The organism is Pseudomonas sp. JV414, assembly GCF_032424305.1.
Lineage (GTDB): Bacteria > Pseudomonadota > Gammaproteobacteria > Pseudomonadales > Pseudomonadaceae > Aquipseudomonas > Aquipseudomonas lini.
This window is the reverse complement of the sequence record NZ_VYKC01000009.1, coordinates 478,284-503,281: the sequence shown is the minus strand read 5'-3', so window position 1 is coordinate 503,281 and position 24,998 is coordinate 478,284. Positions and strand designations below refer to the sequence as shown.

Annotated in this window: 27 protein-coding genes; 11 read left to right on the top strand and 16 right to left on the bottom strand. The window is 58.3% G+C overall.

Features of this window, described 5'->3' with window-relative positions; genetic code table 11:
- Positions 1-15: 15 nt before the first annotated feature.
- Entirely contained in the window at positions 16-276 is a 261-nt protein-coding gene (locus F6R97_RS13225) for a hypothetical protein (protein WP_038978485.1), read from the bottom strand.
- A 340-nt stretch (positions 277-616) separates the two neighbouring features.
- Between F6R97_RS13225 and F6R97_RS13220 the strand changes: the two genes are divergently transcribed.
- The 3 genes from F6R97_RS13220 (at position 617) to mgrA (ending at position 2,463) form a co-directional block, all read left to right on the top strand.
- Positions 617-799: a type II toxin-antitoxin system HicA family toxin gene (locus F6R97_RS13220; RefSeq protein ID WP_038980189.1), complete on the top strand. Its 183-nt coding sequence runs from the start codon at positions 617-619 to the stop codon at positions 797-799.
- Positions 796-1,260, top strand: coding sequence for a type II toxin-antitoxin system HicB family antitoxin (locus tag F6R97_RS13215; RefSeq protein WP_173667514.1), 465 nt, complete (start codon positions 796-798; stop codon positions 1,258-1,260). Before F6R97_RS13220 ends, F6R97_RS13215 begins: the two co-directional genes overlap by 4 nt.
- 165 nt (positions 1,261-1,425) lie before the next feature.
- Positions 1,426-2,463 (top strand): L-glyceraldehyde 3-phosphate reductase, encoded by a 1,038-nt coding sequence (gene mgrA / locus F6R97_RS13210; protein ID WP_050681812.1) that lies wholly within the window; start codon positions 1,426-1,428, stop codon positions 2,461-2,463.
- Positions 2,464-2,586: 123 nt separating this feature from the next.
- Here mgrA and tauD read toward each other — a convergent pair whose 3' ends face one another.
- From tauD to F6R97_RS13175, 7 genes are all read right to left on the bottom strand, one after another.
- Positions 2,587-3,429 carry a taurine dioxygenase gene (gene tauD, locus F6R97_RS13205; RefSeq protein ID WP_315866652.1) on the bottom strand — a complete coding sequence of 281 codons (843 nt, stop codon included), beginning with the start codon at positions 3,427-3,429 and terminating at the stop codon, positions 2,587-2,589.
- A 197-nt stretch (positions 3,430-3,626) separates the two neighbouring features.
- The gene (gene tauC, locus F6R97_RS13200) at positions 3,627-4,460 is read right to left on the bottom strand and encodes a taurine ABC transporter permease TauC (protein WP_315866651.1); all 834 of its coding nucleotides are present in this window, start codon (positions 4,458-4,460) and stop codon (positions 3,627-3,629) included.
- A complete protein-coding gene (gene tauB / locus F6R97_RS13195) occupies positions 4,457-5,251 on the bottom strand; it encodes a taurine ABC transporter ATP-binding subunit (protein WP_315866650.1) in 795 nt (264 codons plus the stop codon). Before tauB ends, tauC begins: the two co-directional genes overlap by 4 nt.
- 16 nt (positions 5,252-5,267) lie before the next feature.
- Positions 5,268-6,245 carry a taurine ABC transporter substrate-binding protein gene (tauA, locus tag F6R97_RS13190; protein WP_038978490.1) on the bottom strand — a complete coding sequence of 326 codons (978 nt, stop codon included), beginning with the start codon at positions 6,243-6,245 and terminating at the stop codon, positions 5,268-5,270.
- A 274-nt stretch (positions 6,246-6,519) separates the two neighbouring features.
- Entirely contained in the window at positions 6,520-8,103 is a 1,584-nt protein-coding gene (gene gshA, locus F6R97_RS13185; protein ID WP_050681814.1) for a glutamate--cysteine ligase, read from the bottom strand.
- A 272-nt stretch (positions 8,104-8,375) separates the two neighbouring features.
- On the bottom strand, positions 8,376-8,759 hold the full coding sequence (locus F6R97_RS13180; RefSeq protein WP_008076564.1) for a PaaI family thioesterase: 384 nt from the start codon (positions 8,757-8,759) through the stop codon (positions 8,376-8,378).
- Positions 8,759-11,083 carry a Tex family protein gene (locus tag F6R97_RS13175; protein ID WP_315866649.1) on the bottom strand — a complete coding sequence of 775 codons (2,325 nt, stop codon included), beginning with the start codon at positions 11,081-11,083 and terminating at the stop codon, positions 8,759-8,761. The genes F6R97_RS13180 and F6R97_RS13175 overlap by 1 nt, the downstream gene beginning before the upstream one ends.
- Positions 11,084-11,443: 360 nt before the next feature.
- On the opposite strand from F6R97_RS13175, the gene ompR reads away from it, so the two are divergent.
- Entirely contained in the window at positions 11,444-12,184 is a 741-nt protein-coding gene (gene ompR / locus F6R97_RS13170) for a two-component system response regulator OmpR (protein ID WP_007903084.1), read from the top strand.
- Positions 12,185-12,298: 114 nt separating this feature from the next.
- The gene (locus F6R97_RS13165; RefSeq protein WP_038978493.1) at positions 12,299-13,612 is read left to right on the top strand and encodes an ATP-binding protein; all 1,314 of its coding nucleotides are present in this window, start codon (positions 12,299-12,301) and stop codon (positions 13,610-13,612) included.
- A 103-nt stretch (positions 13,613-13,715) separates the two neighbouring features.
- Here F6R97_RS13165 and rimK read toward each other — a convergent pair whose 3' ends face one another.
- Both rimK and F6R97_RS13155 read right to left on the bottom strand, forming a co-directional pair.
- A complete protein-coding gene (rimK, locus tag F6R97_RS13160; RefSeq protein ID WP_008005189.1) occupies positions 13,716-14,621 on the bottom strand; it encodes a 30S ribosomal protein S6--L-glutamate ligase in 906 nt (301 codons plus the stop codon).
- Entirely contained in the window at positions 14,618-15,079 is a 462-nt protein-coding gene (locus F6R97_RS13155) for an ATP-dependent zinc protease (protein WP_173667533.1), read from the bottom strand. Before F6R97_RS13155 ends, rimK begins: the two co-directional genes overlap by 4 nt.
- A 232-nt stretch (positions 15,080-15,311) precedes the next feature.
- Here F6R97_RS13155 and F6R97_RS13150 point away from each other — a divergent pair, with 232 nt between their 5' ends.
- The 3 genes from F6R97_RS13150 to F6R97_RS13140 all read left to right on the top strand — a co-directional run bounded on the left by F6R97_RS13150 (position 15,312) and on the right by F6R97_RS13140 (position 18,567).
- The gene (locus F6R97_RS13150; RefSeq protein WP_038978494.1) at positions 15,312-15,719 is read left to right on the top strand and encodes an RNA-binding S4 domain-containing protein; all 408 of its coding nucleotides are present in this window, start codon (positions 15,312-15,314) and stop codon (positions 15,717-15,719) included.
- Positions 15,720-15,943: 224 nt separating this feature from the next.
- Positions 15,944-16,846, top strand: a complete 903-nt coding sequence (gene hslO / locus F6R97_RS13145; protein WP_038978495.1) for an Hsp33 family molecular chaperone HslO — start codon at positions 15,944-15,946, stop codon at positions 16,844-16,846.
- Between the two features lie 179 nt (positions 16,847-17,025).
- Positions 17,026-18,567 (top strand): phosphoenolpyruvate carboxykinase, encoded by a 1,542-nt coding sequence (locus tag F6R97_RS13140; protein WP_038978496.1) that lies wholly within the window; start codon positions 17,026-17,028, stop codon positions 18,565-18,567.
- 129 nt (positions 18,568-18,696) lie between these two features.
- Here F6R97_RS13140 and F6R97_RS13135 read toward each other — a convergent pair whose 3' ends face one another.
- Positions 18,697-19,062: a DUF1493 family protein gene (locus tag F6R97_RS13135; protein WP_038978497.1), complete on the bottom strand. Its 366-nt coding sequence runs from the start codon at positions 19,060-19,062 to the stop codon at positions 18,697-18,699.
- Positions 19,063-19,268: 206 nt separating this feature from the next.
- Between F6R97_RS13135 and F6R97_RS13130 the strand changes: the two genes are divergently transcribed.
- Complete coding sequence (locus F6R97_RS13130; RefSeq protein WP_315866648.1) at positions 19,269-20,507, top strand: colicin E3/pyocin S6 family cytotoxin; 1,239 nt, start codon at positions 19,269-19,271, stop codon at positions 20,505-20,507.
- Positions 20,508-20,513: 6 nt separating this feature from the next.
- On the top strand, positions 20,514-20,768 hold the full coding sequence (locus tag F6R97_RS13125) for a colicin E3-like toxin immunity protein (RefSeq protein ID WP_038978499.1): 255 nt from the start codon (positions 20,514-20,516) through the stop codon (positions 20,766-20,768).
- A gap of 141 nt (positions 20,769-20,909) precedes the next feature.
- Here the strand turns inward: F6R97_RS13125 and F6R97_RS13120 are convergent, their stop codons facing one another.
- The 5 genes from F6R97_RS13120 to F6R97_RS13100 form a co-directional block, all read right to left on the bottom strand.
- A complete protein-coding gene (locus F6R97_RS13120) occupies positions 20,910-21,182 on the bottom strand; it encodes a type II toxin-antitoxin system RelE/ParE family toxin (RefSeq protein WP_038978500.1) in 273 nt (90 codons plus the stop codon).
- Complete coding sequence (locus F6R97_RS13115) at positions 21,182-21,625, bottom strand: hypothetical protein (RefSeq protein WP_038978501.1); 444 nt, start codon at positions 21,623-21,625, stop codon at positions 21,182-21,184. The genes F6R97_RS13120 and F6R97_RS13115 overlap by 1 nt, the downstream gene beginning before the upstream one ends.
- Positions 21,626-21,777: 152 nt before the next feature.
- Positions 21,778-22,077 (bottom strand): hypothetical protein, encoded by a 300-nt coding sequence (locus tag F6R97_RS13110; protein ID WP_048396023.1) that lies wholly within the window; start codon positions 22,075-22,077, stop codon positions 21,778-21,780.
- 387 nt (positions 22,078-22,464) lie between these two features.
- Positions 22,465-23,607, bottom strand: coding sequence for a hypothetical protein (locus F6R97_RS13105; protein ID WP_315866647.1), 1,143 nt, complete (start codon positions 23,605-23,607; stop codon positions 22,465-22,467).
- Between the two features lie 110 nt (positions 23,608-23,717).
- Positions 23,718-23,996 (bottom strand): hypothetical protein, encoded by a 279-nt coding sequence (locus F6R97_RS13100; RefSeq protein ID WP_038978504.1) that lies wholly within the window; start codon positions 23,994-23,996, stop codon positions 23,718-23,720.
- A 310-nt stretch (positions 23,997-24,306) separates the two neighbouring features.
- On the opposite strand from F6R97_RS13100, the gene F6R97_RS13095 reads away from it, so the two are divergent.
- The gene (locus F6R97_RS13095) at positions 24,307-24,810 is read left to right on the top strand and encodes a polysaccharide deacetylase (protein ID WP_315866646.1); all 504 of its coding nucleotides are present in this window, start codon (positions 24,307-24,309) and stop codon (positions 24,808-24,810) included.
- Positions 24,811-24,998: the final 188 nt, after the last annotated feature.

Below are 24,998 nucleotides of genomic sequence, written 5' to 3'. Positions count from 1 at the left end.
GGGGCTGACGTCTGGTCAGGCGTCAGTGCTCATCGTCATGAACAACACCAGCGCCGCCACCGGTACGCCGAACACCGCGCTACCCACCACCAGTTCCGTGCTCAACGGCTGGCCGGCGTTGACCATGCCGACCGCGCCGTTGATCAAGGTCAACGCCAGCCACAGCACGACAAAGCTGTAGGCCAGGGTCTGGCGGGGGAAACCGATTTTCTCGCCGATGAACAGCATCAGCGCCAGCAGGATCAGGCCGAAGAAGATGATGATTGCCGTGTGCATGGTGGAGTTCCGCCCTTCAGATGTGTATTGCCCTTGAGGCCGCCTTCGCGGGCAAGCCACGCTCCCACAGGGTTTGTGTCGAACGGTAATTTCCGTGAACCACACGATCCCTGTGGGAGCGGGCTTGCCCGCGAAGACGTCCTCATTGCTCAACCCAATACATCGAGCATAGTTAAACCAACTCACCATTCACCCGCAGGATTTGCCCATTACCGATGGTCCGCGGGCAATCTGGCTTGCTTGAGTTCGGCTAATATTTATCAGAGTGTGTATCGTGTGTATTAAGGATGTGATCATCACGTAATGTGCTCAGCAGATGCTGCCCACAAGGACGAAGGTGATGCGAAGTCGGGAAATGATCAGGATGATCGAGGAGAATGGTTGGTATCTGGTGGCCGTGAAAGGTAGCCACCATCAGTACAAGCATTCGTGCAAGTCGGGCAGGGTGACGATAAAGCACCCTGATTCGGATCTTCCAAAAGGAACGATCAACAGCATATTGAAACAGGCGGGTCTGAAATGAGACCCGACATCGGAAACGAGAGCCTCGAAGGGGCCACATCACAGGAAGGACTCATCGAAATGAAATTCCCGGTCGTTCTGCACAAGGATGCCGACTCAGAATACGGAGTGATTATCCCGGACGTGCCGGGTTGCTTCTCCGCGGGCGCTACTGTGGCGCAGGCATTTGAAAACGTGAAAGAAGCGTTGGCTTTGCACTATGAAGGCTTGGTCGCCGATGGAGATCCACTGCCGCAGGTGCGTGAGATTGACGCTCATCTTGATAACCCTGATTACGCTGGCGGTGTATGGGGTGTGGTCGACTTCGATATCACGCCTTACTTCGGCAAGTCGGTGCGCTTCAATGCCACGCTCCCTGAGCAATTGCTTGAGCGTATCGACCAGACGGTCAGACGAGATCAGCGATACAGTTCAAGATCTGGTTTTTTGGCGGCTGCCGCGTTGCGTGAGTTGTCTGCGTAAACGTTGGGAGTGGACATCGGCGCTATGCGGCGGGTCAGATTTAATAATCTGTGAAACGTTTCAGCATTTTCTCGAGTCCGAGGTTTATCGGCGTTTGTCCAAGCGTATGCTGGGCAACTTGCAAAGCAGTCGATACCCCATTCAAGACAGACAAGAGAGGATTCGATGACCTACACCGCTGCCGAAAACCGCTACGATTCCATCCCTTACCGCCGTGTAGGCCGCAGCGGGTTGGTGCTGCCGGCACTGTCCTTGGGCTTGTGGCACAACTTCGGCGACAGCACGCCAATAGATACCCAGCGTTCGTTGCTGCGCACGGCGTTCGATCTGGGCATCAACCACTTCGACCTGGCCAATAACTATGGCCCACCGTATGGCAGCGCCGAGATCAATTTCGGTCGTTTGCTGCGTGAAGACTTCAAGCAGTACCGCGACGAGTTGATCATCTCCAGCAAGGCCGGTTGGGATATGTGGGCCGGCCCTTACGGTCAGGGTGGTGGTTCACGTAAATACGTATTGGCCAGCCTCGACCAGAGCCTGCAACGCCTGGGCTTGGACTACGTGGATATCTTCTATTCCCATCGCTTCGACCCGGACACGCCGCTTGAAGAAACCGCCAGCGCACTGGCCACCGCGGTGCAGCAGGGCAAGGCGCTGTACATCGGCATCTCGTCCTATTCCGGGGTAAAGACCCGTGAAATCGCTGGGTTGCTGAAAGAGTGGAAAGTGCCGTTGCTGATTCATCAACCGGCTTACAACCTGCTGAATCGCTGGGTGGAAAAGGACCTGCTGGACACCACCGATGAACTCGGCACCGGCGTGATCGCCTTCACGCCATTGGCTCAGGGGCTGTTGACCGACAAGTACCTCAATGGCGTGCCAGCGGACGCGCGGGTCAATCGTCCGGGGGGTGGTTCGTTGCAGGCGTCTCATCTGTCCGCAGCCAACATCGCCCATGTGCGGGCGCTCAATGAAATCGCCAAGCGCCGTGGTCAGAGCTTGGCGCAGTTGGCGCTGGCCTGGACCCTGCGTGATCCGCGGGTGACCTCGGCGCTGATTGGCGCGAGCCGGCCGGAGCAGATCATCGAGAACGTCGGGGCGTTGAAGAACCTGAGTTTTAGCGTGGAGGAGTTGGCGGAGATTGATCGGTTTGCCCAGGAGGGTGGGGTCAATCTTTGGGAGAAGCCTTCGACGGCTGAATAACTCCGTACTGATCGTTCCCACGCTCCGCGTGGGAATGCAGCCCGGGACGCTCCGCGTTCCCTCCAAAGCCGAACGCAGAGCGTCCGTTGAGGCATTCCCACGCGGAGCGTGGGAACGATCGGCTCACCGGAAGAAAGGCACATCCCCCAACACGGTCGCCCGCTGCATCACCCGCCGCGCCGGGCGGTAATCATCCACCGCGTGATGCTGGGTCACGCGGTTGTCCCAGAACGCGATGTCGTCTTTCTGCCAGCGCCAGCGGATGGTGAACTCCGGCCGTGTGGTGTAGGCGAACAAGAATTTCAGAATCACTTCGCTTTCCGTCTCCGACAGCTCATTGATCTTCGACGTGAACCCTTCATTGACGAACAATGAGCGGCGCCCGCTTACCGGGTGCGTGCGAATTACCGGGTGCGATAACGGCGGGTTCTTGCGTCGGGCTTCTTCCCACTGGACCAAGGCTTCTGGTGTATTGCCATAGCGCTCCAGCGGGAACGAGCGGGTGAAATCGTGAGTGGCGGTCAGCCCTTCGAGCAAGGTTTTCATCGGCGCGGACAGCGCTTCATATGCCGCAATACCACTGGCCCACAGCGTGTCGCCGCCAAACTCCGGCAGCAGTTTGGCGCTGAGCACCGCGCCCATGGCCGGGGTCGGCAGGAAGGTCACGTCGGTGTGCCAGATCGCGTTGTCTCGCACGTCGGTGACGGCAGTGTCGAGGATCAGCACTTCCGGCTGTTCCGGCACGTTCGGGTAGATCGGGTGAATGTGCAGGTCGCCGAAATAGGCGGCGAATCGCGCTTGCTGTTGCGGCTCGATCGGCTGGTCGCGGAAGAACAGCACTTGATGCTTGAGCAGCGCCTGCTCGATGGCGTCGCGTTGTTCCAGGTTCAGCGGCCGGCTGATATCGATGCCGCTGATTTGCGCGCCGAGGGCGGAGCTTAAAGGGACGATTGTCAGGTTGCTCATGGTGTTCTCTTCAATTCTGGGGGCCGTACATGAATTTTGTGAACGACACCGCACCTGTAGGAGCTGCCGAAGGCTGCGATCTTTTGATGTTGAAGAGCAAGATCAAAAGATCGCAGCCTCGTTTCACTCGACAGCTCCTACAGGGTTGATCCAAAAAAGGGGGGGTATCAAGGCAGTTGCTCCCACATTCAAATGCTTCAGTGAGCCTGGCCGTGCCATGGCACCAGTTTGCGTTGCAGCGCACGCAGGCCCATTTCCATGGCAAAGGCGATCAATGCGATCACCAGAATCCCCAGCACCACCACATCGGTGACCAGGAATTGCGCGGCCGATTGCACCATGAAGCCCAAACCGCTGGTGGCGGCGATCAACTCGGCGGCCACCAGCGTCGACCAACCCACGCCCAGACCAATCCGCACGCCGGTCAAAATGTCCGGCAAGGCACTGGGCAAAATCACATGGCGAATCAACTGCGCCCGGGTCGCGCCCAGCGACTGCGCGGCGCGTAATTTCGCCGGGTCGACCGTGCGTACGCCAGTGGCAGTGGCAATCGCGATCGGCGCGAAGATCGCCAGGTAGATCAGCAGCACTTTTGATAACTCACCGATGCCGCACCAGATCACGATCAGCGGCAGATAAGCCAGCGGCGGAATCGGGCGATAGAACTCGATCAGCGGATCAAGTATGCCGCGAGCGATACGGTTGTGGCCGATGGCAATGCCGACCGGCACGGCGGTCAGCACCGCGAAACCCAGGCCCAGGCCAATACGGCTGAGGCTCGCGCCCAAGTGCTGCCACAAGGTCGAATCCATGTAGCCGGTGGTCACCAGCAGCCAACCTTTTTGCAGCACGGCGGAGGGTGGCGGCAGGAACAGCGGTTCGATCAAACCAGTGGCCGTGACGGCCCACCAAATGGCAAGGAGGACCACCAGGGTCAGCACGCTGATCCAGCGCGTGTTCAAACTGCGACGCAGCGGAATTGCCGCCGAACTCGACTTCACCGTCGCGGCGGGAATTTCATAGGTGCTCATGCGCGCTCCTGCCGCTGGACGGCACTGCGTTGGGAGAACACTTTGGCGAGCACGTGTTCGCGGGTTTCGATAAAGCGTGGATCGGATTTGATTGCCCGCGCCGATTCGCCGGCGGCGTAACGCTGACCGAAGTCCAGGCTCAGACGCTCGACGATTTGCCCGGGGTTGGGTGCCAACAGAATCAGATCCGTGGCGAGGAACACCGCTTCTTCAATGTCGTGGGTAATCAGGAACACCGGTTTGGCGGTGCGCTGCCAGACTTGCAGCAACAGCTCCTGCATCTGTTCGCGGGTGAAGGCATCGAGGGCACCGAAGGGCTCGTCCATCAGCAAAACCCGAGGGTCTGCTGCGAGGGCGCGAGCGAGGCCGACACGTTGCTTCTGCCCGCCCGAGAGCTGCCAGACTCGGCGGTTTTCGAAACCGGAAAGGTCCACCAGCGCGAGCATTTCCCGGGCGCGCAGTTCACGTTTTTCCCGCGCAATGCCGGCCAGTTCCAGACCGAAGCCAACGTTGGCCAGCACGTCCTGCCAGGGCAGCAGGGCGTCGTCCTGGAACACCACGCCGCGTTCGGCGCTCGGGCCTTTGACCGGCACGCCGTCAAGGGTGATGCGACCGGCACTGGGCTCGACGAAACCGGCAATCAGGTTCAACAGCGAAGTCTTGCCACTGCCGGACGGGCCGAGGGCGACCAGCAACTGCTGAGGCCCCAGGCTCAGGGAAATATCCGTCAGCACAGGCTCCGCTGCGCCGGGATACTGTGCGCTGATGCGCTCCAGCTGTAGCAAAGCCATCGCGGTTAACTCCCGATCAATTGGTGATGTATTTGGCGCTGACGTACGGCGCGTAGTCCGGCAGCACGGCCTCGACCTTGCCCTGTTCCTTGAGGAACACCGCGGTGTCGGTGATGGCCTTGGTGGTCGGCGCGCCGAGGGTAATCACCTGATCAGCCGCGAGCGGGAAGACGTTGCCTTGCAGCAGCAATGGAATGTCGCTGGCCTTGGCACCGGAAAGCTTCACCAGTTTGTCGACATTGCTTTGGTTGGCGAGCCAGGCTTTCGGGTCTTTACGGTAGTCGGCGTAGGCATCGAGGGTCACTTTGGCGAACGCGGTGACGATTTCCGGGTGCTTCTCGGCGAAATCCTTACGCACGATCCAGGCATCGAAAGTCGGCGCGCCGAACTTGGCCAGTTCGCCCGAGGTGATCAGCACTTTGCCGTTTTCCTTGGCCACACCGAGCGCCGGGTCCCACACGTAGGTGGCGTCGATATCGCCGCGTTTCCAAGCAGCGATGATTGCCGGTGGCGCGAGGTTGAGCACGGTGACTTTCGAGGGGTCGATGTTCCAGTGTTTCAGCGCGGCCAGCAGGCTGTAGTGGCCGGTGGAAACGAACGGTACGGCGATTTTCTTGCCGATCAGGTCTTGCGGAGTTTTGATCCCGGAACCGTCGCGAGCGACCAGTGCTTCGGCGGCGCCGATCTGGGTGGCGATGAGGAAGGTTTCCACTGGGACTTTGCGAGTGATTGCCGCCGTCAGCGGGCTGGAACCGAGGTAGCCGATCTGCACATCGCCGGAAGCGATGGCGGCAATGATGTCGGCGCCGTTGTCGAATTTGCGCCAGTCGATGTTGGCTTTGGTGGCTTTTTCGTAGGTGCCGTCGGCTTGGGCGACTTTGGCCGGGTCAACGGTGGTCTGGTAGGCGACGGTCACATCTGCCGCCTGAGCCAGGAAACTCGCCGAAGCCAGAAACGCGGCGGCCAGAAGGCGAAGAGGGGAAGTCAGTTTCATCGGGGAGCTCCTTGTCAGGCGACCGAGAGTCGGCGTGAAAAGGAGACTAAATGATATAAGAATCCGAAAATAAATAACTTTTTCGAATTACCTTATGAGCGGAAAATTCTAAGAGAGACCGTTGTGGCGAGGGGGCTTGCCCCCGTTCGGCTGCGAAGCAGTCGTAATGCAGGCGACGCGGTTTACCCGAAATATTGTGTGTGTCGGTTTTGGGACTGCTCCGCAGTCCAACGGGGGGCAAGCCCCCTCGCCACAGGGGGGCTGCTCTGGCAGTTTAGTTGCTGATCGCCAGAATACTCGCCTGATACGACCCGACAAACACATCGAAATCGCCAACTTCGTTCTGTTCCAGCTCCATCTGCTGAGCCAACGACGACCGCGCCAATTCTTCAAATCTAGCCTGTTCTTCGCTTGAAAGCGGCTCGCTACGGAAAAATTCCGCGTGCACCTGACTCTGACGCAAGGAGAACTGAGCAAAGCTTTCCTTGTGCTCGGCCATCGCTGCCAACACCTGCGCCGATGGCGTCAGGGACGAGTCCTTGACCTTGGCCAGTTGTGCGTCCAGCGCCTTGCTGTGAGCATCGCCGCCATGGCTTTGATCCAGCAATGCCGCTAATGGCGCAATTTTTTCCAGCAATTCGCCGGCCCATTCCTTCAGGGCTACCGGGTGCCCGTCGCGTTGCAACTGCAGGCCCGGACGACGACCTTCCTTGACCACGCTGAGAAAGTTCGAGGTCGCGTTACCGCAGCTGGTACTGGTCAGCAGCGGGCTGTCGTTCAGCGCGCAATACAACAGGAACGCATCAAGGAACCGCGACTCGGTGAGGTCGATGCCCATCGGCAGGAACGGGTTGATGTCCAGGCAGCGTACTTCGACGTACTGAATGCCACGGGCCACCAGCGCCTGGATCGGCCGTTCGCCGGTGTAGGTCACGCGTTTCGGGCGGATGTTGGAGTAGTACTCGTTTTCGATCTGCAGAATGTTGGTGTTGAGCTGAACCCACTCACCGTCCTGGTGCGTACCGACTTCGACGTACGCCGGATACGGCGTGGCCACCGCTTTGCGCAGGCTGTCGGTGTAGCTGGTCAGATCGTTGTAGCACGGCGTCAGACCGGCCTGGGCGTTGCTCTGGTAACCCAGGTCGCTCATGCGCAGGCTGGTGGCGTACGGCAGGTACAACGTGTCCGGGTCCAGCTGTTCCAACTGATGCGAGCGACCGCGCAGGAAACCGGCGTCCAGCGCAGGCGAGGCACCGAACAGGTACATCAGCAGCCAGCTGTAGCGACGGAAGTTGCGGATCAGCGCGATGTAGGCCGACGACTGATAATCGCGGTCGGTGCCGACAAAGCCTTCGGCCTCTTTAAGCAGCGGCCAGAGCTTTTCCGGCAGGGAAAAGTTGTAGTGGATCCCGGCGATGCACTGCATGGTCTTGCCGTAACGCAGGGCCAGACCCTTGCGATAGACATACTTAAGCTGACCGATGTTGGAGGTGCCGTAATAAGCGATCGGGATGTCTTCCTCGGCCGGCAACGGGCACGGCATCGATGGACTCCACAGGTACTCATTACCGAGCTTGCTGTAGGCAAACCGATGGATCTTATCGAGGCTCGCCAGGGTATCTGCCGGGTCTGGCAGGGCTGGCGTGATGAACTCCAGCAGCGACTCGGAATAGTCAGTGGTGATTTGTTCATTGGTCAGCGCGGAACCCAATGCTTCAGGGTGCGGCGTTTGCGCCAGGCGCCCTTCGCCTGTCACGCGCAGGCATTCACGTTCGATGCCGTGAAGGCACTGTTCGAGCAGAGAGAGGTTAGCGCGCTCGCCAAGCAGAGCCAGGCGGCGGTTGAGAAGTTCGCTCAAGTTGGATTCCTTCACGCGTCAGTCGCCCCAATATGGGGGTGGGCAAGACGGTCTACAAGGGTGAAGTTAAAACTGGCGTTTTCGCCTGGTTTTCGGGCCTGACAGGCCATATGCCGATTATTCAAGAACTGCACGATCCCTGTGGGAGCGGGCTTGCCCGCGATGAGGGAGTGTCAGTCACCGTTTATGTCGTCTGACACACCGCCATCGCGGGCAAGCCCGCTCCCACAGGTTGCTTTGCGTTGAAATTAACTCAAATTGATGGCTTCTAGCTACAGGACAGCGAACGTGCCTTGTGCTTTTGCGACGAGTTTGTCGCCTTGCATCACATCGGCTTCGACCACCAGCGTGCGGCGGCCCGGGTGGATCACCCGTGCCGTGCACATCACCTCACCGTCAGCGACGGCGCGGATGTAGTTGATCTTGCACTCGATGGTTGCGCTCTGCTGGTCAAAGCCGTGGGTGCTGGAACAGGCCAGCCCCATGGCAATGTCCACCAGACTGAACAAAGCGCCGCCATGCAGCTTGCCGCCGCGATTGCGCAGTTCTGGCTCAAGCGCCAGGGCGACTTGCGCCACCCCGGTTTCCAGACTGTGCAAGCGACACCCCAGCAGCTTGAAAAATGCGCTTTCGGTCAAGCCAGCCGGGATCTCCATTAGCGCTTTTTCAACTGTTTGGCGTTAGCGAACAGCGAGGCCATGGCGTTGTTGGCCGGGGCTGCTGCCGTGGTTTCCTTGCGCGGTGCGGTGTTCTGGGATTGGCGTGGTGCCGAACCCGGACGCGCGCCACGGGCACCGTCGATCTTCTCGCCCGGGGTGTCGCTCATGCGCATCGACAGGCCAACGCGTTTGCGCGGGATGTCGACTTCCATGACCTTCACCTTGACCACATCACCGGCCTTCACCGCTTCGCGCGGATCCTTGATGAACTTCTCCGACAGCGCGGAGATGTGTACCAAACCGTCCTGATGAACGCCGATGTCGACGAAGGCGCCGAAGTTGGTCACGTTCGTTACCACACCTTCGAGGATCATCCCCAGTTGCAGGTCCTTGAGGTCTTCGACGCCTTCCTGGAACTCGGCGGTCTTGAACTCGGGACGTGGGTCGCGACCGGGTTTTTCCAGCTCTTGCAGGATGTCGGTGACCGTCGGCAGACCGAACGTTTCGTCGGTGTACTTCTTCGGATCGAGACGCTTGAGGAAGCTCGCGTCGCCGATCAGCGAGCGAATGTCACGGTCGGTTTCAGCGGCAATGCGCTGTACCAGCGGATAGGCTTCCGGGTGAACCGCGGACGAATCCAATGGGTTATCACCGTTCATGACGCGCAGGAAGCCCGCAGCCTGTTCGAAGGTTTTTTCACCCAGACGCGCGACTTTTTTCAGCGCCGCACGGGTTTTGAAGGCACCGTGCTCGTCGCGGTGGCTGACGATGTTCTGTGCCAGGGTCGCGTTGAGGCCGGAGATGCGCGCCAGCAGCGCCACGGAGGCGGTGTTGACGTCGACGCCCACGGCGTTCACGCAGTCCTCGACCACCGCGTCCAGGCCGCGTGCCAGTTTCAGCTGCGACACGTCGTGCTGGTACTGGCCGACGCCGATGGATTTTGGATCGATCTTCACCAACTCAGCCAGCGGATCCTGCAAGCGACGGGCAATCGACACCGCGCCACGGATCGACACGTCGAGGTCCGGGAATTCCTTGGAGGCCAGTTCCGACGCCGAGTACACCGATGCACCGGCCTCGGAAACCATGACTTTAGTCATCTTCATGGCTGGGTATTTTTTGATCAGTTCAGCGGCGAGCTTGTCGGTTTCACGGCTGGCGGTGCCGTTGCCGATGGCGATCAGATCGACGGAATGCTTAGCGCACAGGGCGGCGAGCACAGCGAGGGTCTGGTCCCACTTGTTGTGCGGCACGTGCGGGTAAACCGTGGCGTGATCCAGCAGCTTGCCGGTGGCATCGACCACGGCGACCTTGCAACCGGTGCGCAGACCCGGGTCAAGGCCCAATGTGGCACGCGGACCGGCCGGAGCCGATAGCAGCAAGTCGTGCAGGTTGTGTGCGAACACGTTGATCGCTTCGGTTTCCGCGCCATCGCGCAGTTCGCCCAGCAGGTCGGTTTCCAGGTGGGTGTAGAGCTTGACCTTCCAAGTCCAGCGCACCACTTCGCCCAGCCATTTGTCGGCGGCGCGGTTCTGGTTCTGAATGCCGAATTGCTGACCGATCATGCCTTCGCACGGGTGCATGGTGCCCGGCAGTTCATCGCCGACTTTCAGTGCGGAGCTGAGAATGCCTTCGTTGCGGCCACGAAAAATCGCCAGCGCACGGTGCGATGGCATGCTTTTCAGCGGTTCGTCGTGTTCGAAATAGTCGCGGAACTTGGCGCCTTCCTCTTCCTTGCCAGCGATCACACGGGCACTGAGGGTGGCTTCCTGCTTGAGGTAGCTGCGCAACTTGTCCAGCAGGCCAGCGTCTTCGGCGAAGCGCTCCATGAGGATGTACTTGGCGCCTTCAAGGGCAGCTTTAACATCGGCCACGCCTTTATCGGCGTCGATGAAGCGCGCGGCTTCGGCTTCAGGGTTCAGGGTCGGGTCGTTGAACAGGCCGTCGGCCAGCTCGCCGAGGCCGGCTTCCAGGGCGATCTGGCCCTTGGTGCGGCGCTTCTGCTTGTACGGCAGGTACAAGTCTTCGAGACGGGTCTTGGTGTCGGCGAGTTTGATGTCGCGTTCGAGTTGCGGGGTCAGTTTGCCCTGCTCTTGAATGCTGGCGAGGATGCTGATCCGCCGTTCGTCGAGTTCTCGCAGGTAGCGCAGACGCTCTTCCAGATGACGCAACTGGATGTCATCGAGGCTGCCGGTCACTTCTTTCCGGTAGCGGGCGATGAAGGGAACGGTAGAGCCTTCATCGAGTAGCGCGACGGCCGCTTCGACCTGTTGTGGGCGTACACCGAGTTCCTCGGCGATGCGGCTGTTGATGCTGTCCATAAAACCACCTGACAAATTGTGAAAGCAGGCTCGCAGGCGCAGAGATAAGGGCTCGGCGAGTCTGGTTGAGCGGCCTGGCGTGCGCCGCTACCTGAGCCAACAGGCTTCCCGTTGACCCGTGAAATCGAACAATTACTGCCAGCGCCATGAAAAAAAAGCGGCTGCTTACAGTAACGATCAGACGTTGCCTGACACAAAAGGCCGCGCATTATAACCAGCGTTCTGTCCATTCGGGGGCATCGCGGGTTGTAGGCACAATGCCCGGTTTTCTGGCGGGGAAGGAAAAATCTGCTAACAATGCACACGGTGCGTATAACGGCAGCTACGCCATAATGCGCGCCGAGATCAAAGGAGCATCCAATGAGCAGCACTGCAAACATTGCTGAAGGCGAAAAAATTCTTATTGTTGACGACGATCCTGGGCTGAGCAGCCTGCTGGAACGTTTTTTCGTCAGCAAGGGCTACCGTGCCCGCGCCGTACCGAACACCGAACAAATGGACCGCCTGCTGGCGCGTGAAGTGTTCAACCTGGTCGTCCTCGACCTGATGCTGCCCGGCGAAGACGGCCTGACCGCTTGCCGCCGCCTGCGCACGGCGAACAATCAGATTCCGATCATCATGCTGACCGCCAAGGGCGATGAGCTTAGCCGCATCAAGGGCCTCGAACTGGGCGCCGACGATTACCTGGCCAAGCCGTTCAACCCGGACGAGCTGATGGCTCGGGTCAAAGCGGTTCTGCGTCGTCAGGCGGCACCGGTGCCAGGCGCTCCGGGCAGCGAAGACGAAAGCGTGACCTTCGGTGACTACGAACTGTCCCTGGCCACCCGCGAACTCAAGCGCGGCGACGAAGTGCACATGCTCACCACCGGTGAGTTTGCGGTACTCAAGGCGCTGGTCATGAACGCGCGTCAGCCACTGACTCGCGACAAACTGATGAACCTGGCCCGTGGCCGCGAGTGGGATGCCCTTGAGCGTTCCATCGACGTGCAGATTTCCCGTCTGCGCCGGATGATCGAGCCCGATCCGTCCAAACCACGCTACATCCAGACCGTCTGGGGCGTGGGTTACGTGTTCGTTCCGGATGGCGCCGCCACGAAGTGATTGGTGATTTGTAGGCGCGGGTCTTGCGGGCAAGGGGTTAGATGACCTTTCCCGCAGACCCGTGATCCGCAATATGCGAGCATGCTCGCTCCTGCAAGTGTGTAGCGGTTACCCATGAAAACCCCTGTTTGGTTCCCCCAGAGCTTCTTCTCCCGCACCCTGTGGCTGGTGCTGATCGTCGTCCTGTTCTCCAAGGCGCTGACCCTGGTTTATCTGTTGATGAACGAAGATGTGCTGGTGGATCGCCAATACAGCCACGGCGTCGCCCTGACGCTACGTGCCTATTGGGCCGCCGACGAAGAAAACCGCACCAAAATCGCCGATGCCGCGACCCTCATCCGGGTGGTGGGTGCCGGTGTGCCGGAAGGCGAACAGCACTGGCCCTACAGCGAGATCTACCAACGACAAATGCAGGCCGAACTGGGTGCCGACACCGAAGTGCGATTACGCATGCACTCACCACCGGCGCTGTGGGTCCGGGCGCCCAGCCTGGGCGATGGTTGGCTGAAAGTGCCGCTGTACCCGCATCCGTTGCGCGGCCAGAAAATCTGGAACGTGCTCGGCTGGTTCCTCGCCATTGGTCTGCTGTCCACCGCCTCGGCGTGGATCTTCGTCAGCCAGCTCAATCAACCGCTGAAACGTCTGGTCTATGCCGCGAGGCAACTGGGTCAGGGCCGCAGCGTGCGCCTGCCAATCAGCGATACACCGAGCGAGATGACCGAGGTTTATCGCGCCTTCAACCAGATGGCTGAAGACGTCGAACAGGCCGGGCGCGAACGCGAACTGATGCTAGCCGGGGTCTCCCACGACCTGCGCACGCCACTGACCCGTTTGCGGCTGTCCCTGGAGCTAATGGGTGACCACAGCGACCTGACAGACGACATGATCCGCGACATCGAAGATATGGACGCGATTCTGGATCAGTTCCTGGCGTTCATTCGTGACGGGCGTGACGAGTCGGTGGAAGAAGTGGACCTGAGCGATCTGGTTCGCGAAGTCGCCGCGCCGTACAACCAGAACGAAGAGAAAGTGCACTTGCGCTTGGAACCGATCCAGCCGTTCCCGTTGCGTCGGGTGTCGATGAAGCGGCTGCTGAACAACCTGATCGGCAATGCTCTGCATCACGCCGGCAGCGGCGTCGAAGTGGCGGCCTATGTGTCCGGGGATACCAGTGCGCCGTATGTGGTGCTGAGCGTCATGGACCGTGGCGCGGGGATCGATCCGTCGGAACTGGAGGCGATCTTCAACCCGTTCACCCGTGGCGATCGGGCCCGGGGCGGGAAGGGGACCGGGTTGGGGTTGGCGATCGTGAAGCGGATTGCTTCGATGCATGGCGGGAATGTCGAGTTGCGCAATCGGTCCGGTGGTGGGCTGGAAGCGCGGGTGCGGTTGCCGCTTGGATTGATGTTGCCAAGGGATGCGGTTTAACGGCTGAAAAGATCGCAGCCTCGCTCCGCTCGACAGCTCCTACAGAAAAATGCGATCCCCCTGTAGGAGCTGTCGAGCGAAGCGAGGCTGCGATCTTTCAGGCTCAACCCTTCCCTTTGGTCCGAGTCATATTCGGCCCGCCATTCTTCTCCAGATGCTCAATGATGATCCCCGCCACGTTCTTCCCGGTGGTGGTTTCAATCCCTTCAAGCCCCGGCGATGAGTTCACTTCCATCACCAGTGGCCCATGATTGGAGCGCAGGATATCCACCCCCGCCACCGCCAACCCCATGACCTTCGCCGCACGCAACGCGGTCATGCGTTCTTCCGGCGTGATCTTGATCAGGCTCGCACTGCCACCGCGATGCAGGTTGGAGCGAAACTCCCCCGGCTTGGCCTGGCGTTTCATGGCCGCGATCACCTTGTCGCCGACCACGAAACAACGAATGTCCGCACCGCCGGCTTCCTTGATGTATTCCTGAACCATGATGTTCTGCTTCAGGCCCATGAACGCCTCGATCACCGATTCCGCCGCCGTCGCTGTTTCACACAGCACCACACCGATGCCCTGGGTGCCTTCCAGCACCTTGATCACCAGCGGCGCGCCATTGACCATCTCGATCAAGTCGGGAATGTCATCCGGGGAGTGGGCAAAACCGGTGACCGGCAAACCGATTCCCCGGCGTGACAACAATTGCAACGAGCGCAGTTTGTCTCGCGAACGAGCGATGGCTACCGATTCGTTGAGCGGAAACACCCCCATCATTTCGAACTGGCGCAGCACCGCGCAGCCATAAAACGTCACCGATGCGCCGATCCGCGGGATCACTGCATCGAAACCCTCCAGCGGTTTGCCACGGTAGTGGATCTGCGGCTTGTGGCTGGCAATGTTCATGTAGGCGCGCAGGGTGTCGATCACCACCATTTCATGGCCACGCTCCATACCGGCTTCGACCAGACGACGGGTGGAATACAGACGCGGGTTCCGCGACAGCACAGCGATCTTCATGCAACACCTGTGGAGAAGGTAGATACCGGGAACACCGGCTTGTCTTGTACATATTTAATGCCCGGATTGACCACCAACTGGCCATCGATCAGGGCTTTGGAACCGAGTAACAGGCGATAACGCATGGACTTGCGGCAGGCGAGGGTGAATTCGACCCGCCAGACCCGATCACCGAGGGCCAGGGTGGTGCTGACCACATAGCGCATCTGCGCATGGCCATTGGAGCTTTTAATGGTTTTCCTCGTTACCAGCGGGGCTTCGCAGCGCCGGTGCCGCAGTTGCACCACCGTGCCCAGGTGCGCGGTAAAGCGCACCCACTGTTCCCCATCGCGCTCGAACGGCTCGATGTCGGTGGCGTGCAAACTGGAGGTGCTGGCGCCGGTGTCGATTTTTGCCCGAAGGCCCGCGACTCCCAAATCCGGGAGCGCCACCCACTCGCGCAGACCGATAACGGTCAAATGGTCAAATGTCTTCAAAAGTGCTCAACCGGCAAAAACCGCTCAGACCGCGTGCGGCCGAATTCGCGGTATTCACGCAGAATAATGGGTAAAAGGCGACAGATATCTACTGCCCGAATTTCCATCCCTCAATGTGCGAGGGAATGCCTGCATTCTAATCCACAGCGTGGTGATTCATGGCACGACAGAAACGGTAGTACAGTTCATCGATATTTCAGAATGAGGTCATCCAATGGCACAAAAAAGCGAAGAGGACGACAAGGTCCGTCTCGATAAATGGTTGTGGGCCGCGCGTTTTTATAAAACACGAGCCTTGGCCAAGGCCGCGATTGAGAGTGGCAAGGTGCATTGCCGGGGCGAGCGCTGCAAGCCAGGCAAGGAACCGAGGGTCGGCGATGAGTTTCAGATTCGCACCGGCTTCGAGGAGCGTACGGTGGTAGTCCAGGCGCTGTCGATCGTGCGCCGTGGCGCGCCGGAGGCTCAGGCCCTGTATGCCGAAACCGAAGCCAGCGTCGCCAAACGTGAAGCGGCTGCGGCCATGCGCAAGGCCGGGGCGTTGGGCGTGAGCACCGATGGCAAACCGAGCAAGAAGCAGCGCCGGGATCTGTTCAAGTTTCGCGGTAACAGCAACGACGAGTAGTGATCGCCGTCGGGCGCAGACTTGCAATCGCGCACCCGTGCAGCCATATGGGTGTACTCGACGCGGCGAAATGAAAACGCCGTTCGTCGAAAAGCGAGGTTTGACCTTGCTTGGAACAGCCCCGGATTGTTCATAAAATGCCCTTACGGCTGAACCTTGCCCGCCCCAAAAAGCGGAAATGGCGCGATTTTCTTTTTTTGTCACCCTTTCAGATACCCAGACCTATGACCAATCTATCGGATAACGACTACACCCAACGCTTCATCTTCGATGACAGCGACACCCGCGGCGAGCTGGTTGGGTTGGAGCGTAGCTATGCCGAAGTCCTCGCCAAACACGCCTATCCGGAGCCGGTCGCGCAACTGTTGGGCGAGCTGATGGCGGCGGCAGCGTTGCTGGTTGGCACCTTGAAGTTCGATGGCTTGCTGATTCTGCAGGCCCGGTCCGAAGGCCCGGTGCCGTTGCTGATGATCGAGTGCTCCAGCGAGCGTGAAATCCGAGGCCTGGCGCGTTACGAAGCCGACCAGATTGCCCCCGACGCAACCCTCGCCGACCTGATGCCCAATGGCGTGCTGGCGCTGACTGTCGACCCGACTCAGGGCCAGCGTTACCAAGGCATCGTCGACCTCGACGGCGAAACTCTCTCGGAGTGCTTCACTAACTACTTCGTCATGTCTCAGCAGGTCGGCACGCGCTTCTGGCTCTACGCCGATGGCCGTCGTGCTCGTGGCTTGTTGCTGCAGCAATTGCCTGCCGACCGTCTGAAAGACGAAGAAGAACGCGCCGCCAGTTGGCAGCACATCACCGCCCTGGCCAGCACGCTGACGGCCGATGAATTGCTGAGCCTGGACAACGAAACCGTGCTCCATCGCCTCTATCATGAAGAACAGGTTCGCCTGTTTGACGTGCAGAACCTGCGTTTCCATTGCAGCTGCTCTCGGGAACGCTCGGGCAATGCGTTGGTCAGTTTGGGTCTGGATGATGCCCAGGCACTCGTTATCGAACACGGTGGCGCCGTGGAGATCGATTGCCAGTTTTGCAACGAACGTTACCTGTTCGACGCGGCCGATATCACCCAATTGTTTGCGGGTGCAGGGGTCGATACGCCGTCAGATACCCGTCACTAAAACGTTTCAGTGCAGGTAAATTCACTGCTTTGCGCCGGAATAACGCCGTTCTGACGGGAGGGCCCTACACTTTTTGGGCTTTTCTGGCATAATCCGGCCCACTTTTTTCGCGGTAGTAGTGCACGACTTTCTACTACAAAACGTTTGGAGCACTCGGCCACTGGCCGACGGGGAACCTCATGACGCAAGCCAATAACGCCGTGTACACCGATCTGAGTGTTGATGATCTGGTTAAAGAAGCCCTGAATCGCGGTGAAGGCGAGCTTGCCGATACCGGCGCGCTGGTTGTTCGCACCGGTCACCGTACCGGCCGTTCGCCAGTCGATCGTTTCATCGTTGAAGAGCCGACCACCCAGGACGCCATCGCCTGGGGCCCGATCAACCGCAAGTTCCCGGCCGACAAGTTCGATGCCCTGTGGGCTCGCGTCGAGGCCTTCAACAACGCGCAAGAGCATTTCGTTTCCCACGTGCATGTAGGTGCTGCCGAAGAGCACTATCTGGCCGTGAAGATGACCACCCAGACTGCCTGGCAGAACCTGTTCGGTCGTTGCCTGTTCATCAACCCGGCCCAGTACAACCCGGCCGGCCGTGACGAGTGGCAAGTCCTCAACGTCGCCAACTTCGAGTGCGTTCCAGAGCGTGACGGCACCAACTCCGACGGTTGCGTGATCCTCAACTTCGCACAGAAGAAAGTGCTGATCGCCGGCATGCGTTACGCCGGTGAAATGAAGAAAGCCATGTTCTCGGTGCAGAACTTCCTGCTGCCGGCCGCCGACGTGCTGCCAATGCACTGCGCTGCCAACATCGGTGAAGCGGGCGACGTGACCCTGTTCTTCGGTTTGTCCGGCACTGGCAAGACCACCCTGTCCGCCGACGAAAGCCGTTACCTGATCGGTGACGACGAGCACGGCTGGGGCGAGGGCGTGGTGTTCAACATCGAAGGCGGTTGCTATGCCAAGTGCATCGACCTGTCCGAGAAGAACGAGCCGGTCATCTGGAAAGCCATCAAGCACGGCGCAGTCCTGGAAAACGTCGTTATCGATGACGCCAAGCACGCCGACTACGCCGACGTCAGCCTGACCCAGAACAGCCGCGCTGCCTATCCGCTGGAGCACGTTGCCAAGCGTTCCGAGAAGAACCTCGGTGGCGAGCCAAACGCTGTGATCTTCCTGACCTGCGACCTGACCGGCGTCCTCCCGCCAGTCTCGATCCTCAGCGAAGAACAAGCGGCCTACCACTTCCTGTCCGGCTACACCGCACTGGTGGGCTCGACCGAAATGGGTTCCGGCAGCGGCATCAAGTCGACCTTCTCCACCTGCTTCGGCGCACCGTTCTTCCCGCGTCCGGCTGGCGAATACGCCGAACTGCTGATCAAACGCATCCGCGGCTTCGGCTCCAAGGTCTACCTGGTCAACACCGGCTGGACTGGCGGCGGCTACGGCGTCGGTAAGCGCTTCAACATCCCGACCACTCGTGGTGTGATCGCAGCGATCCAGAGCGGCGCGTTGATCGGTGCTGAGACTGAACACCTAGACACCATCAACCTGGACGTGCCGTTGGCTGTGCCGGGCGTTGAGACTGGCCTGTTGAACCCACGTAACACCTGGGCTGACAAGGCTGCTTATGATGAAGCTGCTAAAGCGTTGGCTGGGTTGTTTGTTGAGAACTTCAAGAAGTTTGAAGTGAGCGATGCGATCAAGGCTGCTGGGCCGAAGTTGTAAGTGTTGGTTTGATGTAATGAGAAAGCCGTCCTTTGGGGCGGCTTTTTTTATGGGCGCGATTTAGACCATCAGAAATACAACTGCCAATATTCCAGCTGAAAAAGCGTTAAACAGCCAGAATAATGCCACTTACGCGTTCAGACAGATGTTCTCCAGCTCCTGCGTATCCCACCGTTGCGCCTTGATCGCTTGGTAGAGCATGCCAATGGTCAACGGCACTTTCTCGCCACGCCCCTTCGCCCGACGCTTGAGAAACACATCAAAGCCTTCGGGCTGAAAGTAGCGATAGGCGTCGTAGTCCACGAAGTCGATGGCGAACTGTTCCTCCAGCGCTTCCATCAGCTGCCGCGCATCCGCACCGTCGCAGCCCAGGTCGAAGTTGATCGAGGTGGTGAGGCTGATGGTTTTGCGTTCAGGCAGGCCGAGTTCTTCATGCAGCAGCTGCATCAGCAGGTGCATGGCGTGGTCGTCGGGGAAGTTGGGGGCGAGGTTCATGGTGCATCTTCCATTAGGGGCATGCCGATGAGTCGGCTCGGGCCGGATTTTGCGGCAAGTTTGGAGCGGAATCATCCGCAATAGACGATCAAGAAGGATCGCACGGCAGGATCAGATTAGCCCTACAACCGCACTTTCCAACACTCGGTAACTTCACCGGCCTCGGCATTGAGCCGTGGTTTTATTGGTGACCGAGAGGGGAACGGATGGGCAAGGACACACCGCAAGTGTGGCAGCACTACGATAACGATGGAGGTGGTTACCGTCGGCTACGGGACATGACCACCACTGAATTGGCAGAGAGAGAGGCCAGGCAAAACGCCTACGAGGCCATGCTCGCCAGGCAGGACGCATTCGAAAAGAGCCGGGAAGTGGCGTTTCAGAAAAAGCGCCAGTCGCTCACCGGTTGTGTCTTTGCCAAGTCTTGTAAGTTGCCGGATTCAATCATCGACTACACCTGCCCATCCGGGTTCGTGCCGACGGACAGCGTCGGTGAGTATGGTGAGCTCACCTTGTTGGGAGGTCGTCAGGCCGATGATTCCGGCTGCTTACCGCTCAAGAAAATCAGCGGAGTTTTACCTGCTGGTATCGGCTCTTTGGCGTTGGGTGGTGTAGCAATTGCTCCGGCATCCATCGCAAGTACTGGCGCCGGAGTCGTCACTGCCGGAGTTGCTGCGGGTGCATTAGTGGGGTTGGTTGCTTTGCTTGCGCCATCGAGTCTGGGCGATGGTGCGTTGTATACCGACGATCAACTCAGATCACTCAAACAAGCTCGAACACGGGTTCGTTTGCGGGTAGAGGAGCAGGCTGACGGAACGCTCAAGGGCTACGGCTATAACACCCAGAGCCGGCGTGATTGGGAGATGGTCCCTATCGTGACGTTTGAAACGCGCGGATCTCAACAGGTGGCTGACTTTGGTAGCGGGGTTGAGTTGATTTGGACTCCCGCAGAAAACCTAGCAGATACGATGGGTATTCCGGCGCTGGAAGCGGCACCGCAAGCGCCCCAAGTCTGGATTTTTCCGCCGGCGGAACAGGCGGACAACATTATCGTCAGCCCGGTTTATCCGCCGGAGTATCAGGATTTTATTCTGGTATTTCCGGCGGATTCTGGGGTTCGGCCGCTGTACGTCGTTCTGAGCGTGCGACGTAAAGGGCTTCCGGGAATAGGTCACAGTTACCACCCCTCACCTATGATTGAAGAAATAACTGGATTTCCAGGTTTGAAAGAGGCCAAAAAAATAACGCCTCAACAGGGTGGTGGAGGGCTTCGAGAGCGCTGGACGGATGCAAAAGGTCGAACAGTTTACGAGTGGGATTCTATGCATGGTGAGCTGGAAGTTTATCGCGCCAGCGATGGTAGCCACTTAGGTTCCTTCAATCACGTTACGGGGGAGCGGATCGACGATCCGAAACCGCGTCGTAACATCAAGAAATTTCTGTGAGGACCCATGGGACTGAAGATTCGATTGAATTGGTACGACAAAAAAACCGAGATAGGCGTAGGGCGAGAGTACTCAAAAGACTTTGGGGATGATGCTTCGTTTATGGATGAGCTCGGGATTGAGTCAGAAAACAATATCAATAATGGGGGGTTCGATGTCGACGGTGACTGGGCTGTGATTCTGCAGTTGTATTTTGTTCACACTATTGAGTTGTCTTCCTACGACTATCAGGTGTCTTTCGACTACCGCGATGCCTGGTAGTTAGTAACTGTTTAATAAGGCTCCGCGGTGCGGAAAAAATTCTTGATGTGCTCACGATAAGAGAGGCGAAGTCTTTTCGTCGGGAGCCTCTAGTCGATCACTGTGTTTCGATCTGTCGCTCATGGGCAGTACCAAAGAGTTTCACGGCCATCTTTGTCTGGCATGAATCAGTCTCACCATTTCCACTGCCTCATCTGCGATCAGATAGATCATGACGTAGTTAGAGGTTGCAACTATCTCCCGCGTTCCAGGGACTTTGCCTTTTCTGTAAAGGGTCGGACGCTGCCGAGCGTTTTCCGCTTTCAATTCGAAAATTTCGTCGAGGGCAATGGCTGCTTCAGGATTGTGCAGAATGATGTGATCCATGATTTTGCTTCGGTCATTAAGCGCCGTTTGACGCCAGACCAACCTCATCAGCGCACTCTCTGACGTATGGCATCCCGTTTGGCGGCGAATATTCGGCGGGCCTCTTCATCGGTCACTGTCGGTCTCGAATCATCAAGACCAATTTGTACCTGCTCCTTGAACCACTCCTCGTACGCTACGGCTTCATGTGCTTGTTTCATTGCTTCGGAACGATCAGGACGAGTGTAGGTTTTGATCTGGAGCGGATCATAGTTCGACGTGTCTACATCGAAGCGGGTGATGCCTATGTCTTGCAGATAAGTCACCAGCGTTTCTAGTCGTTTGAACAGGCGAACCTGTCGGCTGCGTTGCGCCGCCAGGGAGCACTCTTTGTTCCCGTATGGGATTTGAATCGACCATCCACCTGGTTTCGCGACGATATGTGCGCTGTTTACATAGCCCTTCACGACCAATTGTGTGAGGGTGCTGTGATCAATGGTTTCGGCTGTCATGAGAATGAGTCCATTGTTGAACAATGGCTCACATGCTACGCAATCAATAATAGTTTGCAAGATTCGGTTCCTATTGCCGGAAGGCGGAAATACATCAGTGATGGTCTTCGGGGCAGGCAGCTCTACTCGAGTGATGCCTGCCTGGGAGTGCGTCAGACGGGGGCTTTCCAGCCCATCATGCGTTGCTGGGCGACTTTCAGCAGGTCACAGCCGTCTTGGGTCAGCAGGAAGAGCGCGTGGGTGATGTGGGGAATGTCTTCGATGTCGCCGTGTTTGAAGCAAACGCAGTGCAGGGTTTTGAGGAGATCGCTGGAGGCTCGGATTCGCTGGAGGGCGGCTTCTAGGATGTCTTGGGGATTTGCCTCTGTGTCGATGATCAGGGGCGGGGAATCAGTGAGATTGGTGTTGAGAGGGATGTAGCGAATATCTGTAAGCGGATTCCATTTATTCATAGTGAGAATTCTCAAGTGCATCGGGAGAAACCGCCGCCATCGTGACCAAGCGATGGGAGGCGGACTGTGTTCGGGTTGGTCAAACCGGTGAGAACTCACTTTGCCGGTACGCCCGAAGGCGTCCCGAACACAGCCACCATATAGCGTGCAGCACTTGAGGTGCCGCAGCATACAACGGAAGCGAAATGAGTTCTCTATTCGGGTGACCAAGCCCGAGTCACTGATTTGGCAGCGACAGTCACGACTATAGGTGCGAGCTCCGGGCAACGATAGACGACAAGGAGTCCCCGCTTGTAGGAACCGGATGAGCCTTGGCTAGGCCGTTTCTATAGGAATTTTCCGCGACGCAATTTTTCGTATTTTTTCGTCATCCCGCGCCCATCGACTTCAACGAATATGCTGGTACGAATCCACATCCAGCACGCTAGTCGTCAACCCGGTCGCCGGCGCATAGATCGCACCCTTCACCGCCGAGAAGTTGACCCCTTGGCTGCCCAGCGAAACGTAGCGTTCGCCTTGATCCAGTTCGCTGAAGTAGGTGTAAGAGTATTTGTGCATCAGGCGGTACTTCGCTTCGTTGTCGACCATGGCTTTGCCGAGGTTCTCCAGATCGGCATGGGTCAGGTTCAACGACTTGTCCAGTTGCACGCCCCAACGCTTGAGGCAGACTTCGGCAAAGTGGCGGACGATGCGGCCGGGTTCGACCAGGATTTTCAGGTCGCCGGCGCCGTTGGGGACGCCGCCGGTGGAGGTGGCGTTACCGGCCATGGTGGCGTGACGGCCGGGTATGGGGTAGATGTGGGTTTTGGTGTCGGTAGCGGTTTGCGGAATTACGCAGCTGAAACCTTTCGAGCGTTCGTCACGGGCATAGAAACCTACATACTCTTTGACGTTGGAACCGAGTTTGACTTTGTCATCCTGAAAGTTGCCAATGCCAGGCACCGGGTCAATCGCAAAGATATTAACCGGGATGTTTTTAAGTTCGCTGTCCTTGAACATGGCGTTGGCCAGCATGTGGCAACTAATGCCGCCGCGGCTCCAGCCCACCAGGTTTACCTGGGTGGGAATAACACCGTCCTTGCGGAAGGTTTTGATGATCTGTTCTTGCAGCGCCTGCTGGGTCACGCTGCGATCGCCATAGTTGTATTTGCGCCAGAACCACGAGCCTTCAACTTTCACGTCTTCGATGGGGATGCCGGCCGCTTTGAGGCGGTTGTATTCCTCTTCGGTCAGTTGCTCGCGCTGCCAGTCGCACTGGCCTTTGATGATGTTGATCGCGTGCTGGACGTTTTGCTCCCAGCCTTTGCCGAACAGTGTGCCGCTGAGGCCGTACTCTTCGGACTTGGTAAAGAGGTCGTCGGCTTGCAGGTTACCGCTGCCGGGGCCGTCGACCACGATCCATTCGGCGAACTCCCTGCCGAGATGATGGGATGCGAGTGTCGACACCAATTCGCCGTCCCAGTAATTTGCATTGGTGTCGTCGAATTTAGTTGAGCCAGTGCCGCAGAAGAAAATAGTTAGTGCAGTCATTAGTGTTGCTCTTGTTTGATGTAAGAGCTGGCACGTTAGTTTGTGTTGTTTGAATAGTGAAGTGATTAGTTGTTGCTGTTTTTGTAAGGGTTGTTAGTTGTTGGTCTTTTTTATTTAATTCGCTGTTTGGCGACTTCAAGTAGTTCGCAGCCATCTTGGGTCAGCAAGTAAAGTGCGTTGACGATATTGGGTATGTCTTTCACGTCAGCCTGTTTGAAGCACAGGCAATAGAGCGTTTCGAGCAGGTCGCTGGCGGCGCGGATGCGTTGCAGGGAGGCGTCGAGAATCTCGTGAGGATTGGCTTCGGTGTCGATGACCAACACGGGGGTATCGCTGTAGCTGGTTTTGAGCGGGCGATAGCGGTCTGTTAACGGGTGGAACGTGGTCATCGAGGTCAGTCCTGTGGGAAGTCGGGCAATTTCGCCGGCAGGCCGACACAATGTTTTCAGCCGCGTCGAAAACTATAGAGGGCCACGATGACGCGTCGCAAGGTGGCGCAAATGGACAGGTTTTGTAGGGGATTTACCGGCGCTATCGGCCTTTGCCTACGCACACGCCAACTATTTTTTAAGCTTTTCCCTTAGAGGTCGATATTCCTACGGGCCTGTCAGGCTTCGCGCATCAAAGCTCTGCATGGTGCGCGCCAGAATTTGTAGGACGTTTCGAAGCGTCTGAGTCGACTCTTAAAGGGAATTAGGTATGCAATGGCTGCGTATGGCCTCGATTTTGTTGTTGTGGGCTGGTGTTTGTCGGATGGCGGGCGCTGCTGACGTCGCTCATTCGCTGGTTCTCGCCAACATGGACCGTAACGGTTGGCCACAGGCGCTGACCACTCAGGCAGACGTCGACACTGCGTCCCGCGCCGAGGTGTTGATGGTGGGCAAGGCGCTGTTGGCCAGCGAAGCGCTGGATGAACAGGGTCTGAAACAGCGACTGGGTGTGCAGGCTGTGAAGCTCAAGTCGGTCAGGCAAGTGCGTGAGGGGTTGTGGGATCGGCTGCTGCTCACCTACCGCAACGCCAGTCAGAACTGCGACGGTGAACCCTTTTGCCCCCGTGTGCGAAGTGTCGCGGATTTGCGTCAGTTGGCGGCGGCGTTCACTGGCGAAATCAGCCCGGCTTTTGCGGTTTGGGCGAGCAAGAGCCGGGTGTTTCATGAGCAGGCGCTAAATGAGCAGTTGCGGGTGGCGGTGTTGGTGCCCTAAGTGAGTTCATGATTTTGATCGTTCCCACGCTCCTGCGTGGGAATGCAGCCCGTGACGCTCTGCGTCACATTCAACGGCTGGAACGCGGAGCGTCCCTTGAAGCATTCCCACGCAGAGCGTGGGAACCATCATCGCCTGCAGTCTCCCCGACCTATCCGCAGTATCATCCCGTATCGTTTTTGCCCCCG

Excerpts from the sequence above, each read along its gene's own strand:
- F6R97_RS13225 (WP_038978485.1), bottom strand. The coding sequence starts at position 276 with ATGCACACGGCAATCATCATCTTCTTCGGCCTGATCCTGCTGGCGCTG.
- F6R97_RS13220 (WP_038980189.1), top strand. The coding sequence starts at position 617 with ATGCGAAGTCGGGAAATGATCAGGATGATCGAGGAGAATGGTTGGTAT.
- F6R97_RS13215 (WP_173667514.1), top strand. The coding sequence starts at position 796 with ATGAGACCCGACATCGGAAACGAGAGCCTCGAAGGGGCCACATCACAG.
- mgrA (WP_050681812.1), top strand. The coding sequence starts at position 1,426 with ATGACCTACACCGCTGCCGAAAACCGCTACGATTCCATCCCTTACCGC.
- tauD (WP_315866652.1), bottom strand. The coding sequence starts at position 3,429 with ATGAGCAACCTGACAATCGTCCCTTTAAGCTCCGCCCTCGGCGCGCAA.
- tauC (WP_315866651.1), bottom strand. The coding sequence starts at position 4,460 with ATGAGCACCTATGAAATTCCCGCCGCGACGGTGAAGTCGAGTTCGGCG.
- tauB (WP_315866650.1), bottom strand. The coding sequence starts at position 5,251 with ATGGCTTTGCTACAGCTGGAGCGCATCAGCGCACAGTATCCCGGCGCA.
- tauA (WP_038978490.1), bottom strand. The coding sequence starts at position 6,245 with ATGAAACTGACTTCCCCTCTTCGCCTTCTGGCCGCCGCGTTTCTGGCT.
- F6R97_RS13180 (WP_008076564.1), bottom strand. The coding sequence starts at position 8,759 with ATGGAGATCCCGGCTGGCTTGACCGAAAGCGCATTTTTCAAGCTGCTG.
- F6R97_RS13175 (WP_315866649.1), bottom strand. The coding sequence starts at position 11,083 with ATGGACAGCATCAACAGCCGCATCGCCGAGGAACTCGGTGTACGCCCA.
- ompR (WP_007903084.1), top strand. The coding sequence starts at position 11,444 with ATGAGCAGCACTGCAAACATTGCTGAAGGCGAAAAAATTCTTATTGTT.
- F6R97_RS13165 (WP_038978493.1), top strand. The coding sequence starts at position 12,299 with ATGAAAACCCCTGTTTGGTTCCCCCAGAGCTTCTTCTCCCGCACCCTG.
- rimK (WP_008005189.1), bottom strand. The coding sequence starts at position 14,621 with ATGAAGATCGCTGTGCTGTCGCGGAACCCGCGTCTGTATTCCACCCGT.
- F6R97_RS13150 (WP_038978494.1), top strand. The coding sequence starts at position 15,312 with ATGGCACAAAAAAGCGAAGAGGACGACAAGGTCCGTCTCGATAAATGG.
- hslO (WP_038978495.1), top strand. The coding sequence starts at position 15,944 with ATGACCAATCTATCGGATAACGACTACACCCAACGCTTCATCTTCGAT.
- F6R97_RS13140 (WP_038978496.1), top strand. The coding sequence starts at position 17,026 with ATGACGCAAGCCAATAACGCCGTGTACACCGATCTGAGTGTTGATGAT.
- F6R97_RS13135 (WP_038978497.1), bottom strand. The coding sequence starts at position 19,062 with ATGAACCTCGCCCCCAACTTCCCCGACGACCACGCCATGCACCTGCTG.
- F6R97_RS13130 (WP_315866648.1), top strand. The coding sequence starts at position 19,269 with ATGGGCAAGGACACACCGCAAGTGTGGCAGCACTACGATAACGATGGA.
- F6R97_RS13125 (WP_038978499.1), top strand. The coding sequence starts at position 20,514 with ATGGGACTGAAGATTCGATTGAATTGGTACGACAAAAAAACCGAGATA.
- F6R97_RS13120 (WP_038978500.1), bottom strand. The coding sequence starts at position 21,182 with ATGAGGTTGGTCTGGCGTCAAACGGCGCTTAATGACCGAAGCAAAATC.
- F6R97_RS13115 (WP_038978501.1), bottom strand. The coding sequence starts at position 21,625 with ATGACAGCCGAAACCATTGATCACAGCACCCTCACACAATTGGTCGTG.
- F6R97_RS13110 (WP_048396023.1), bottom strand. The coding sequence starts at position 22,077 with ATGAATAAATGGAATCCGCTTACAGATATTCGCTACATCCCTCTCAAC.
- F6R97_RS13105 (WP_315866647.1), bottom strand. The coding sequence starts at position 23,607 with ATGACTGCACTAACTATTTTCTTCTGCGGCACTGGCTCAACTAAATTC.
- F6R97_RS13100 (WP_038978504.1), bottom strand. The coding sequence starts at position 23,996 with ATGACCACGTTCCACCCGTTAACAGACCGCTATCGCCCGCTCAAAACC.
- F6R97_RS13095 (WP_315866646.1), top strand. The coding sequence starts at position 24,307 with ATGCAATGGCTGCGTATGGCCTCGATTTTGTTGTTGTGGGCTGGTGTT.